The sequence below is a fragment of the uncultured Gimesia sp. genome, from assembly GCF_963972345.1.
GTDB lineage: Bacteria > Planctomycetota > Planctomycetia > Planctomycetales > Planctomycetaceae > Gimesia.
On the sequence record NZ_CAXAVM010000187.1, the window covers coordinates 1 to 13,249 of the forward strand.

13 protein-coding genes are annotated in these 13,249 nt (G+C 51.0%); 8 read left to right on the plus strand and 5 right to left on the minus strand.

What is annotated here, in order from left to right; translation table 11 throughout:
- A partial coding sequence (locus tag AACZ40_RS23195; RefSeq protein WP_339676025.1) for a hypothetical protein occupies positions 1–619 on the minus strand: 619 nt, incomplete at its 3' end.
- 299 nt (positions 620–918) lie between these two features.
- Between AACZ40_RS23195 and AACZ40_RS23200 the strand changes: the two genes are divergently transcribed.
- Together AACZ40_RS23200 and AACZ40_RS23205 are read left to right on the plus strand one after the other, a co-directional pair.
- Positions 919–1,524, plus strand: a complete 606-nt coding sequence (locus tag AACZ40_RS23200) for a nitroreductase family protein (protein ID WP_291173526.1) — start codon at positions 919–921, stop codon at positions 1,522–1,524.
- A 90-nt stretch (positions 1,525–1,614) separates the two neighbouring features.
- On the plus strand, positions 1,615–3,018 hold the full coding sequence (locus tag AACZ40_RS23205; RefSeq protein WP_291173529.1) for a divalent metal cation transporter: 1,404 nt from the start codon (positions 1,615–1,617) through the stop codon (positions 3,016–3,018).
- 38 nt (positions 3,019–3,056) lie between these two features.
- Here the strand turns inward: AACZ40_RS23205 and AACZ40_RS23210 are convergent, their stop codons facing one another.
- From AACZ40_RS23210 to AACZ40_RS23225, 4 genes are all read right to left on the minus strand, one after another.
- Positions 3,057–4,679 (minus strand): glycosyl hydrolase, encoded by a 1,623-nt coding sequence (locus AACZ40_RS23210; protein WP_291173532.1) that lies wholly within the window; start codon positions 4,677–4,679, stop codon positions 3,057–3,059.
- A gap of 160 nt (positions 4,680–4,839) precedes the next feature.
- The gene (locus AACZ40_RS23215) at positions 4,840–6,099 is read right to left on the minus strand and encodes a glycosyltransferase family 2 protein (protein ID WP_291173535.1); all 1,260 of its coding nucleotides are present in this window, start codon (positions 6,097–6,099) and stop codon (positions 4,840–4,842) included.
- Between the two features lie 398 nt (positions 6,100–6,497).
- On the minus strand, positions 6,498–6,809 hold the full coding sequence (locus AACZ40_RS23220; RefSeq protein ID WP_291173537.1) for a hypothetical protein: 312 nt from the start codon (positions 6,807–6,809) through the stop codon (positions 6,498–6,500).
- Between the two features lie 521 nt (positions 6,810–7,330).
- Positions 7,331–9,133 carry a PQQ-binding-like beta-propeller repeat protein gene (locus AACZ40_RS23225; protein ID WP_291173539.1) on the minus strand — a complete coding sequence of 601 codons (1,803 nt, stop codon included), beginning with the start codon at positions 9,131–9,133 and terminating at the stop codon, positions 7,331–7,333.
- Between the two features lie 360 nt (positions 9,134–9,493).
- Here AACZ40_RS23225 and AACZ40_RS23230 point away from each other — a divergent pair, with 360 nt between their 5' ends.
- The 6 genes from AACZ40_RS23230 to AACZ40_RS23255 all read left to right on the plus strand — a co-directional run.
- Positions 9,494–9,742 carry a hypothetical protein gene (locus tag AACZ40_RS23230; protein WP_339676032.1) on the plus strand — a complete coding sequence of 83 codons (249 nt, stop codon included), beginning with the start codon at positions 9,494–9,496 and terminating at the stop codon, positions 9,740–9,742.
- A gap of 319 nt (positions 9,743–10,061) precedes the next feature.
- The gene (locus AACZ40_RS23235) at positions 10,062–10,676 is read left to right on the plus strand and encodes a hypothetical protein (protein WP_291173546.1); all 615 of its coding nucleotides are present in this window, start codon (positions 10,062–10,064) and stop codon (positions 10,674–10,676) included.
- Between the two features lie 364 nt (positions 10,677–11,040).
- On the plus strand, positions 11,041–11,325 hold the full coding sequence (locus AACZ40_RS23240; protein ID WP_291173549.1) for a hypothetical protein: 285 nt from the start codon (positions 11,041–11,043) through the stop codon (positions 11,323–11,325).
- A gap of 61 nt (positions 11,326–11,386) precedes the next feature.
- Positions 11,387–11,737 carry a helix-turn-helix transcriptional regulator gene (locus AACZ40_RS23245; protein WP_291173552.1) on the plus strand — a complete coding sequence of 117 codons (351 nt, stop codon included), beginning with the start codon at positions 11,387–11,389 and terminating at the stop codon, positions 11,735–11,737.
- Positions 11,709–12,755, plus strand: coding sequence for a reverse transcriptase domain-containing protein (locus AACZ40_RS23250; RefSeq protein WP_291173555.1), 1,047 nt, complete (start codon positions 11,709–11,711; stop codon positions 12,753–12,755). Before AACZ40_RS23245 ends, AACZ40_RS23250 begins: the two co-directional genes overlap by 29 nt.
- Positions 12,756–12,938: 183 nt before the next feature.
- Positions 12,939–13,249 (plus strand): hypothetical protein (locus tag AACZ40_RS23255; RefSeq protein ID WP_339676036.1); only part of this gene is annotated, 311 nt, incomplete at its 3' end.

Here is a 13,249-nt window from a genome sequence, read left to right on the forward strand (position 1 = left end):
GTCGGGGACGAGTGACCGTGATATTCATGCCGGTCAGATACGGTGTAGACTCTTCCCCTGCATTCACAACATTCATGTCGAGATCAGATAAATGCAGCGTTAATGACTGCTGCGGTCCGGTCTGGGGTTCTTCCTTCGCATCAGGGTCCCCCAGGGGATTTTCTTTGGTCCCTTTATTGATGATCGCCGTCAGCAGATCCTGGTTCGCGAGTCCCTGTTCGTTGACATACGTGAGCGTCGTCACGTGATCCACATTCACATCGCCGACGCGTTTGCGGTCCGTCGCCAGTTCCCACAATGTTTTTTTCGTTTGAATCTGATCGATGCGGACCACATCGCGGCCTTCAAAATCTTCGAACGACACATTCTGAAATGTGACCGGCTCTCCCCAGCCGAGACTGACTTCGCCAGTGCGGATCTCGCCCGGATAGTTTTTCAGAACGAGGGGCAGAATCGAATCTTTCAGCGAAGTTCGCGAGACGATCTGCGGGGCAAACCAGAGCAGCACACAGAATCCGATGGCCAGCACCAGCAAGATGCGTCCCCATGAGCCACGCTGGATTTTCTGATCTTTGGTTGAACTGCTCTCAGACGATTTCGATTTTTCTGACTGCGACATGACTGATCCTGTATAGTGAGTCCGTTGTGCAGGATGAATCCGATGCTGGGCATTCGTGATAATCATCCGTGTCTGCTGTTCGGCTGCCCGCAGTGGTAACTATATGGGGATTTCCAGGCAGCGACAATGTTCTAACCATAAAGATTCCCACTGACCAGTTTGGAAAATCTTCAAAAACAGGCGATTTCCCGATCAGGATTTCCGCAAAACAGTGTTATTCAACAGGGCGACTGCCTATGATAGAAAAAGCTGATACCGGAAATATTTCTTTGTCGATTTATCAATAAAAGTGAATGAGAATGGAAACCTTAAAAGCAATTGAAGCAAGACGTTCTGTCAAATCATACGACCCCGATCACCAGATGACAGACGAGGAAATCAATAAACTCCTCTCTTACACACTCCTGTCACCGACTGCCTTTAATATTCAACACTGGCGATTTGTCGTAGTGAAGGATTCCGAATTGCGTAAGAAAATTCGCGAAGCTTCCTGGAACCAGGCACAGGTCACTGATGCCTCTCTGCTGGTGGTGATCTGTGCCGACATGAAATCCTGGCAGAAAGACCCGATGCGGTACTGGAAGAATGCGCCAGAGCCGGTACAACAGGCACTGGTACCCATGATATTGTCATTCTACAAAAACGAAGAACAGCTGGAGCGCGATGAAGCCCAGCGTTCCTGTGGTATGGCCGCCCAGACCATGATGCTGGTCGCCAAAGATATGGGCTATGATACCTGCCCGATGGACGGGTTTGACTTCGAAAAAGTGGCCGATCTGATCAATCTGCCCGAGGATTTCCTGATCTCCATGTTCGTCGTAGTCGGAAAACCGATTCGGCCTGCCAACGAACGGGGAGGGCAGTTATCGCTGGATGAAGTCCTGATTTACGATCGATTTGAATAAAAAACCATGCGGAAACCTCATTTTCCGTCTGCCGTTTGTTAAGATGCAGCCTATTGCTAACTTATATTTAGAAAATACGGTACATCAGACATGAACAACCAGCCGCCTACCAATTTCTTCACACGGATTCTTGCCAGTCTGGGACCTGCCATCATCACCGCCTCGGTGGTACTGGGGCCGGGCAGTATTCTGTCGGCTTCCAAAATCGGCCATACCTATGCTTACGAGATGAGCTGGGTGCTGGTGATTGCCGTGATCATGATGATCGCCATGACGGCGCTGTCCGCCCGACTGGGGATACAACTCAAAGGCACGATCTGCGATGAACTGGCAGAACGCGCCGGACGGCCCGTGGCTGCGGCAACCGGTGTCATCCTGTTCCTGATCGCCGCCTGTTTTCAATTCAGTAATAACCTGGGTGTACTGGCGGCCGTCGAACCGTTCCTGGAACCCCAGGTACAGGCGGTAGAAAATCCAGCAGCCGATGAAAAGCCTGCCGATGAAATTGATTCCGTAAAAAAAGTAGTTGATCCGCTAGCAGCTCAGGAACCCGCTAAGAATGCAAAGAAACCGGTGACAACGGCGTCTGCCTCCATTCCCATTCTGATTATTATCGGCATGAACGGCTTCATTATTCTGGCACTGTATGGCTTCAAGCACCTGTACGGCCTGATTGAGAAACTGATGAAGCTGCTGGTCGCTATCATGATTATCGCCTTCGCCATCAATCTGTTCCAGGTAAAACCCGACTGGTTGAAAGCGCTCGCAGGCCTGATCCCTTCACTGCCCGAACAGGCTGCCAACGGCGCCGGTATGAAAGAAGTCATGACACCCATCGTGGCAATGTATGCCACAACGTTCTCCGTCGCGGGGGCGTTTTATCAGTCTTACCTGGTACGCCAGAAAGGCTGGACCCGGGCGAATCTCAAACAGGGTCTCATCGATTCCACCCTCGGTATCAGTGTGCTGGGCCTGATCACCTTAATGGTACTGATCACCGCTGCGAAGGTGCTGTATCAGAATCCCGATGTGGTTACTTTAACGTCCGTCTCGGATGTCGCCACAAGCCTCGAACCTGGCTTTGGAAAATCAGCCATGGTTATTTTCTCGCTGGGAATTTTCGCCGGGGCCTTCAGTTCGTTCCTCGTGAACGCCATGATCGGCGGTTCGATCCTGGCAGATGGTTTCGGACTGGGTGGTTATATCGATCAGAAATGGCCCAAACTATTCACCGTGTTCGCACTGGTGACAGGGATGACCGTTGCCATTTACACCAAAACCATGGGCCAGAAACCGGTAGGCTTGATCATCTTCGCTCAGTCGCTGACGGTGCTGGGTATTCCGATGCTGGCGATTGCCATGCTCTGGCTGGCGACCCGTGCCGACATGAAAGGCGAAAACGCCATTCCCGCCTGGATGAAAATCCTCGGCTTCATCGGGTTGATCACATCCATTCTGCTGGCGATCCGCACGGCCGTCAATTTGCTCAATTGATCAGACACAGAGCCCGGCACTCTCGCCATACAGTCCACTTATTTTCCTTCTTCTTCCGCATGCCCGTTTTTACGCCAGCCCGTCGTCAGATGGTCGTCGGTCTGGGTTGGCGGTTCCAGGCGATGCACTTTCAGATGGTTAATCTGCAGCGTAGCAGTCTCGACATAGAAACCCAGCATCCCACTGCTGAACGTGGCGTTTGCCAGGGATAACACCACCCCGCCATCAACACTCAATTCGTGATAACTGCCGAACGAGATCATTTGAATCTCAACATCTTCGGGATCCCTCACCCGCCAGAAGCCTTCCTGCAGTGATTCAAACTGCATCATGTTTTCGCCCGACTTCTCTTCTCCCGTTCGCCAGGAACGAAATTGTCCGATCCCTTTCAGGAGATCCAGCGAGAGGTAATAGCCGTCATAAGAATCTGCATCGATCCGGATCAAAATACCGCATTTGCCGTCCCCCTGCATCGAAATATGACACTTCAGACGAAAACAGTCGACCTCCTCATTGAACACAAAGCCCTGGTAGCCGGCCTGACTCTCCAGTTTCAAAGATCCATCGTCCACACGAAAGAACGATTCTTCATGGGTCCCTTTTAAAACATGCAGGTGTTTTGAGTCGAGCTCTTCCAACTCGCGGTCATGAATTCCCTCATAGGTTGTGGGACGCAGCTGTCCATTGGCCAGACGCTCCAGGCGCTTGGGAGGCGGCAACAGGTTATTCGCCGTGCGATCATCGGGACGACTGGTATAAAAGTTCCAGAGTAGAATCCCTTTATCATCGCGACAGATGCGACCGGCATAATTGCCTTGTGCCAGCAGCACATTGTCATAATAGTTCCGCCAGGGCTTTTCCAGACTCTCCGTATGCCAGTATCGGATCTTCGCATCTTCCCGCAGACTACCGATCAGGTAATAATCGCCGTCGATCCGAAACAGATTCGGAACTTCGATATCATCATAGATCATCGGTGCATGCAGAGGCGGCAATGCCTGAAACTGGTTAGGCGCGACTTCTTCCATCAAACCCACGCAGCCTCGACGAACCAGCGGCCCTTCATTCACACGGGCCGACATCAACAGCCAGCTGTGATCCCCTTCACAAAAATAAAACGGATCACGAAAACTTACCCAGTTTCGTTCATTTTCAGGCGATGATTCGTAATACTCTTCCGCCGGCTCCAGGGGGAAACAGCTGTCAGGATTCTGCTTCGCCTTGATGTTCGTGGCAACCACGGACTGCAGCTTCGCGCGGATCTCCAGAATGTGTTGGGGGTCATGCATGCCACGCCGATCCTCCCAGTTCACGTCTGCTTTCTCCCAGTGATACAGGTCCTCACTGCATGCCAGACCTATCCGCTGTACTTTCCCCTGATCACGCCGCGAGATACCGGTATAAAACATCCGCCAGCGGCCCGGCTCATGCGGATCGGGTGTGACATGCATCGTCCACAGCATCAGATCGTCCCAGTTCCCCGGGTCGCCGATAAACAGCGCGTTATCCACCCGCCGCCAGTTCAATGCATTATCACTGATCGCATGTGCGATGAAGTCATGGTTGGGAAGCACCAGGTGAAACAGGTGATACAACCCGTCATGGTACACCACATCCACATCGCCAATGCTTTTACGGCTCCACGTTGATTCGGAAAACATAGTTGAACTTTATGAAATGCGGTCGGTGAGATGAGGGACGGTTGAAAACTTGAATCCAACTGTGACTGGCGGTCTTTTCTACGCGAAACAAAAAGGACCGTCAATCCATCTTACCGACTTCCCGCTGACGTTCAACCCGAGTGGAGCGAGTACGTTTCCCTCAAATCGAAACGTTCTCCAGTCCCGTCCTGACGCTCACGGGCGCCGGTTTCTGGTAGGGTTCGTAGTGGTTGATATACACCTCAAACGGGGCAGGCACGTAATAAATTACACCCCGCCAGTCGATGGTGCGTGTGCGGATCGCCGCGATCAGACAACCGCAGAACAGGTAAGGCATCACCCAGAGATATCCCATCGTCTTGAGAGGATGACGCCGGAACTGACCGCCCCGCGACTGCACCAGTCGCTCAATGCGTGAGCCCAGGCGATAGATGGAAAACGCTACCGCTGCGCCGGCAAACCCCAATACTCCCGACACCAGTCCGGCTGCCAGCTGCTGTCCCTGGTAAAGAAACAGCAGCCCCAGCCCGACCAGTACTGTCTGGGCGAGCGCCGAAACAAATCCGAGTGTGGCTATGAACCAGAAGTGAGAATGATAAAACCGCGCGTTAACCAGCTGCCTCGTAATAAACCGCAGGCTGGAATCCAATGCGATGGACTCCGCATTGAGCATCGTCGCTGCCGGCGAGAAGACCAGTTTCTGATTCAGGCGTTCGGCGATGGCTTTCAGTCCGGAATCATCCCACATCATTTTTGAGAGTGTGTCCGAAAATCGTGGATCTTGAAATACAGCGCGACTCAGCGCGATCGAGCCACCCCAGGCAATGCCCATCGACAGCATCTGCAGCACAGCCGCCGCATTCCAGGCATGCCGCACCAGAGTCCCCGCGTTCGTCGCCTGAGGCGCATACCAGCGGACCCCCGAAGCGACTCCCACCTCTGCATCTCGCAATGGTGACACCAGATCACGCAGCCAGTGACGGTGAGGCAGCACGTCAGCATCCAGCCAGGCCACCACTTCCACATCCGCGGTGACACTTTGAATGGCCTGAACCAGTGAGGCATTTTTCAGCCCGCAGCCGGAAACCTGCTGATCGCGAATCGTAACTTCACAGTTCGGATGAGGGTTCCTGCGCAGGTATTGTCTGACAAAGCCCAGCGCCGGATCGCTGACATGGTCGACGACGATCTTGACTCGATAATCCGGGTAATCCTGATTCAGCAGGCCATCCAGACAATGCACCAGAAACGGATCATTACCCCGCAAAGGCAGAATCACCGTCGCGACCGGCGTATAGCATTCACCAGATTGTGGGTCCAAAACGCCACGATACAGACGGGCGGCATGAGCGCCCCAGTAAAGATAGAGCGACCCGAAAATGATCAGACAGAGGGAACATAATGTTGCCAGCAGATACATGGTACCACCTCAATTGATGCAGGATCGTTAGGAATACAGCCCGTCGGGTCATAAACATCCTGTCTCAATCAACGGTAGCTTACTGTTCAGTCGCCATGTTAAACTGGGACAAATAAAAGTACAACAAAATTCTCCGAAAGTTTCCTATTCTGGCCATCTTGACATAGTTCTCGACAGAAAGCCGTAGTATTGGTTGCTTTGTGAGGACTAGCAGGGGTTGAGGGCCCGCTTGCGATTGATCGATTCCAGCCTCTGATTCGAAGAAATGTCGTTATGGAAAGGCTTTATTGTCAGGAACCCGCCCGGACCTGATTCCTGAGACTCACGCGAGGTCGAGCTTTAACTGCAGCCGCAGTCATTTTCGACCTGCCCCGTTCCCCGATCTGGCTTCAACGACATTAATGCGTGACCTTCGAATCCGTTTCGTCGGCTTTTTGCTTCGAAGTGACTTGATCCAGCTTCTTTTGAATGCCGCTTCCCAACTGCTGATAAAGCGTTACTCTGTTCTCGCCCTGCAAATCGCGAATCAGCCGTTGGATTTGATCCCGAAGTCGTTTCGATTCGGCGGTTCGCCCGGCATCTTCAGCGGCCTGCATTGTTTCAATCTGCTGAAAAGCGGCCTGTTTCACCACTGGCACTACCAGCAACATCTCCTCCTGGCCCTCGCTCCGTCCTGCACGGGACAACTCCGCGAATTGCGCCTCGCTCATTTTGAGCGACTCCAGAGAGGATTCGCGGAGACATTGTTCGATGTCTGAGTCTGCCAGTAAATCGATGGCTTGATCAGTCTGACCTGACTTTTGCAAATCAACCGCAGTCTCCAGTGGACCGGGGTCGCTCGTCTGCTGACAGCTCAGAGGAACCAGGATCAGCAAGCCCAGGGTAACGATTCTTGAACACACAGACAGTTTATCAATCGGATCGGCTCCTCAGAAAAATGATAGACTGTATCCAGTTTTACTGTAGCGTCTCCAGGGCCATTTGGCCCGAGTATATTAGATTGAGAGACGCTATGGTTAAATGTGATGCGTTCTAAAACCGCACAGCAAGAGTTACTCTTGGATTCTTCTACCAGGCTGTATTCTATCAGAAACGCATTCTCATGCCGGAAGGATCATTCTAATTTCGATGATTGTGTCACCTTAGACATGCTCGTAAATGCAGCGTTTTAAAACGGGACTCGATTCTGGCGCCGTTTCCAATTGAATGATCGAGTTCTACACCGCCGGTTTTACTTCACTACCGGCAGCTTATATGCGGCTGCCTCGGTGGAATTTCGCACGTATAACCGGTCGCCGCTCAACACCGGATGATTCCAGGTTTTGCCTTCCAACGCCTGGAATGTCGCCAGTTCTTTATGTTCTGTGGGGTCTGCTTTGAGTAATACGACGGCTCCCTCTTCGCCGATCACCAGCAGATGCCCGGAGTCTTTGACCAGCAGCACCTGGCCTTTCCCGTAACGGCCTCCTTTCCATTTGCGCTTCCCGTCTTTGAGATCGAAGCAGGTAAAGATCGCACCGTCAAAACCGTAAGCATGCCCGTCGTAGATCACACAGTCATTGAAGTCCGGCTTTAAGCCGGTTACAGCCCAGAGCTCTTCCGCCGCCCATTTCCCGTCTTTCTTGGTGACATGAATTTTCTGCACCCCTTTGCCCATGCCGGTCGCGATCAGAATTTCATCCTCGCCCGCCAGTTGAGGCTGGAGCACTCTCTGCCCCTCAGAAGCGCAATCAAAACTCAGCAATACCGCACCATCGGCGGGATCCAGCAGGTTCAGCTCCTTATTCGTCAGCATTGCAATCACGGGCTGTCCGGCTATCGTCAACAGAGCAGGGGAGCTGTAAGAATGATCGCCGGCAGGAGCCGACCACTTCAACTCCCCCGTTTCCGTATCAAAGGCCAGCAGTCCCTTGTCTCCCTTTCCGCCCGCATGCACGATAACCGAACCTTCCACAACCAGCGGCGATGAACTGAACCCCCAGATCGGCGGTTCCCGGTCAGCCACCTGACGCACATCCTGCTGCCAGATGATCTCCCCGTTGGCCGGGTCCAGTCGCAGCACATGCCCGCTGGCCCCCATCACATACAAGCCCCCGTCCGCCAGCGTCGGTGTCGCCCGTGGTCCGGGCCCGCCCAGCGCATCATAAAAACGCGTTTTAATCTCCTGCGTCCAGAGTTCCGCGCCCGTCTCGGCATCGTAGCAGACAATCAGTTCCTCTTCGCCCCGCTGCTCCTGGGTGAACAGCATCGGACCCGCGACCACAAACGAAGACCAGCCGGGCCCGATCGCTTTCTTCCATAACGGCGTCCCCACATCCGCATTCCAGTCGGCATCCAGGGACACACCGGTCAGCACGCTGTCACGCAACGCCCCTCGAAAGCCGGGCCACTCGGGTTCAGTCAGCGCCGCTTCCAGTTCTGCCGCCGTCAACGTAGCCTGATCTGCGGGAGCCGCATCCGCTCGCGACAGCATCCGTTCCTCCACGGTCGGCGTCCACCGCCAGGCCAGTTCCATATCATAGTCGCCCCACATTCCTTCGCTGCGGAGTAACAGTGAAAAGAGGAAGCCCAGCACCGAACAACCCACAATAATCACTGTCCGTTTCGCACTTCGCATGCGTGACACCAGCAACGCCGCAATCCCGAACAGACCCAGCCCCATCGGCCCGGTGACGAGCATCGCCCCCGGTCCTTGCATGGTAGGATCGATCAACGCCAGTGTCGTACCCGCTGCCACTAGCACAACGAACAGTCCGATCAGTTTTTCCTTCCACGTCGCCCGACTGGCCAGTACCCACCACACCAGAATCAGTCCACCAAAAATCAAAGGACCGAACACCGCCGCCATTATCGGCAGCGGAGAATCCGACTCCACCAGTCGCGGCATCAACCGCGTCACCACCATCCCGATCAGTAACAGAATCGGCGGCCAGATGCGCAGCGGCTTCCATTCGTTGACCGCAGAAGTCGTTTCACTGGCAGCAGGTTCTACGGGAGGTTTCGATTCGGTTTCCGGTTGATTGGTATCAGTCATGACAAACCCTGCTGGGAGAAAAGAAGAGGGACAACTCACATTCCACATTGCCGGATCACAGAAGATCCCGCGCTGAACAGAATGGTTGTTTTCTGTAACTTTAACCAGTCGCTCCGCGGTGTCAAATGCACAAACCGTGATGCGAAACCAATCTCCTGTTTCGATTCACAGCTGCGCTGTTTTCACTCCCGCTTCCTGCCCGCCGGTCAACAGGAATACTTTCTCATTTATCTGATCTTAACCAGATAGAGATATCAAATTGAAACCGCACTCGTGACAATGGTACAACAGAGAGTGAGAGGCTTCCTCAAAACGACCAGGGGACCGGAGCGTCTCGATTTAACAGGAAGTAATCTGACCATGGATGATTTGCAATTTTTAAACGCATTCGAAAACTGCACACTCCCCTTCGCTGACTGGACGCATCGCGCACATCTCCGCGTTGCTTATCTCTACGCTTCAAAATTTGATCTGCAGACCGCGACCGAAAAAATGCGGGCCGGCATCAAAGCGTACAACAAAGCCACCAACACCCCGGAAGAACTCGAACGCGGCTACCACGAAACGATTACCGTCGCCTTCATGCACCTGGTCCCTGCCACCCTGTAACAGTCGGGACCATTTGAAAACTCCGAAGCATTCTGCGATGCCTGCGCCGTCTCACTCAATAAGCCGGTACTCCTCAAGTACTACAGCAAAAACCGCATCATCTCCATTAAAGCTAAACAGACTTTCGTAGAACCCGATCTGCAGTCTCTGCCTGCGGTAACTGAATGAAAATCATTTCACACTTTCGAGTTCACAGGCTAGAATGAAATCTGTTTTTTTTAATACACTATTGAATCGGACTCAGTTTTTATCGCGCCGCATGTAAACTGTCGGAAGATCCGCATACAATACCTGGAGATATTGGATTCACTCAATGTGCATGAACCCCGAATCGACACCTGATGTACTTTCCTTCTGGCTCTGGTTTGAAAACAATCTGTCGAGGTTGAACAATTTTGAGGACCATCAGGCAGAACTGCTGGAGGAACTGAATGAGCGACTACAGGAAGTGGATGAGGGACTGGCGTTTGAAATTTCCAGACTGAATTCAGAGGGAATTCGTGACCTGGTCTTCAGCGCCGATGGGATGAAAGAGACATTTCCTGCGGTGCTGGCACTGATTGAAAGCTCCCCCGACCTGCCCGAATGGACGTTTACTCCGTTTCGCCAGCGGGTCGATGTCTCAGAGTTCGGCCTGAGGTTTGGTGACCGGGAATTGAGAGCCAGCGACTTCTATTTCTGGCTGCAGACCGAGGACGGAGCCATCGATCTGATTGTCTATGTTCCCGGTCTGACCGAAGAGAACCGTGATGAATTGATGGGCGCGGGTTTCATCCTGCTGGACATGACACTGGGCGAATTCGACGTCACTTTGAATCTGCGCTATATCGATTTTCAACCCCTCCCCGAAGATCCGGAAGCCGACGACCTGCTGCCACTCACCGAATTACCCCGAGAGTTCGACGAGCTCTTCAATGCTTTGAATGAAGAGTGAGCTGGAGTCAAAACAGCATGTCAAACGAAACATCCCTTTCTACCGGTTAATTTATTAACCGCTATTGACATCTTATTTGGGTGTGATATCTTAACGAGCGCAACACAGTAAATGTTTTGCCTGTTCTTTGAAAATTTAAGATCGTTTGTTAGGGAACCTCCTTCGACCTTTGCGGGCTATCCCGAAAGGTGCCGCGTGCCGTTCGCGGTCGCGGACGACGTATGTCGTACGTGACCACCCGATTGGTGGTACCAGTTGAGGGCTGCCGACGAATTTCTATTTTATTAGGAATTTTAGGTTGTTGACTCAATTTCCCGGGGGGATTTAAATCTCCTTCCATTCCTTTATTAGGAGGCATTGTCCTATGGACAAGACTAGCCAACGATCAGGCACCTGGCGAGCTTGTGAAGAACTCCATGCGATCGAAAATCGTATGGTTGCAATTCGCAAATTGTTGAAATCGATTCAACATCAAAGTTCAACAGGTGGGGAAGCGATGGATGACGCGCTGAAAATAGCTCAGACTATCGAAGATCTTGCTTCGTATGGGCGAAATTCCAGTGCGGTGAATGCTCTCGAAATCGTATCTATTTTAGAAATTTCGCTTTCTATTTTGGATGCTGAAATTGACAGCTTCCTTACATCCTGAGGTCAACTAGGGATCAGAAGGGTCCCTTGCTCAATATACTGTTAGTAAGGAGTCAATCCAGGTGAATAACCTAGGAAAGACGATTAGAATAATTCGTCAAGCCAAAGGAATGAAACTAAATTCGTTGGCAAAAAGTGCCGGGGTAAGTGTACCTTTTTTGAGCCTAGTTGAAGGAGGAGATAGACAACCATCCTTACATGTACTGAGAAAACTCGCAGAAGGATTAAGTATTCCTTCTGAAGCACTTATATTGATGAGTGTCGGCAATAATTCAGAGCTCACTTCTTCTGATGAAGTAACTACTGAAATCACTAAAAATGTTGATCGTTTGATCAAACTCGAAGAAAAGTTGGAACTACTTTTACAAGCTAGCGAGGGCACGGATGAACCCAAAGTCAATCACTCCAGCTGAAATCGCTGCTGCAATGAAAATGACAGAACGACAGCTTTGGACGTTCACTCGCAATTTCGAGAAGTTGTTCAAGCCGACTCGAGAAATCATGATAGGAAGTAAAAAAAGAGCAATAGATGCGCCTCGAGATTCGGCAAAAAAGAAGCTGAAATTATTACATAAATGGTTTTTTGAAAAAAAACTATTTCACCCATCAGCTCACGGTGGAGTCAGACACCGTTCTTGTTTCACAAGTGCTCAACAACATCTAGGGAAAAAATTTGTATGGACTCGCGATGCATCAGATTGTTATCCGTCTATTACACCTGAGATGTTTTTTTATGAGTTAAAACGAATTGGATTCCGCCAAGATACTGCTACATTATTGACACGATTATGTACTGTTCGTGGTAGCATTCCTCAAGGATCTCCTGTAAGCAATGATGCGATAAACCTCTATTTCTGGCGTATTGATCAGTTCCTTAAGTCACTTTCTGGAGCGAATGATTTATCGTATTCAAGAGTGGCTGACGATTTTGTCCTCTCAGGATATAAAAAATACTTAGGGGATAATATTTTACTTCGATTAGAGGGTATGCTGCAGCAGTTTGGGATTCAGATCAATGACAAAAAACGTAGGAAATCTGGATTTCAAAACCGGTCAAATCCTCAACTAGTTCATAGCATAAGAGTCGACTTACGGCGCGGTACCAAAATCTCGCAAGAACATAGAACCAAGATAATAGATCTTGCTAATTCATATGAAGCTGCCTGCAAGCGTGTGCAGCCTTCATCATTAGAGCCTATCGCTCACAAAAGACAGCAACTAATTGGATATCTTCATTACTCAAGACAAGCAGATTTATCGCCTATTAAGCATCTCAAATCCAAAATTCAAAACGGTGATAGAAGAGTTTCGAGAATACTCAAAAATCTGCACATTTCCGCTTTCAAAGGAAAATGGTGGTTAGTAAGTTCAAAAAGAAATGAACCCCGAAGATTGAAGTCGATTTGGATGAAGCGTTTAGAAGCAAACTGAATATATAGTAAAATTAATATGCTATTATAGAATCTGATTCATTTTACATTACCATTCCTACTTCAGATTAAATCCTCTTCACAACCCATCCCTTTTTCTTTACATCTTCACCCCCACCCGGCATCATAGTGTGAACGTCTTTTAAGAAATCACTCCTGTTCCCCTGAATGAAGTGAGGCGGCTATGCTGGTGAAGAAGTTGAAAGACAAACTGATCAAAGGCGAAACCGTGTATGGCTCGCTGTTTCAGTACTCCGTTGTGCCGGCGATGGTGGAATCGATTCCCGAAAACTCGCTCGACTTTGTGATCGTCACCCCCGAACATACGACCCTCGATCTCGCGGAGTTCCTCCCCCTGCGATATGCCCTCAACTCCAAAGGCATCGCCTGCCTGGCCCGCACGCACAGTCGCGATGCCGCCGATGTCGCCCGCGTCTGTGATACCTTTGATGGCGTGGTCGTTCCCTACGTCGAAGAATACGAACAGGCCCAGCA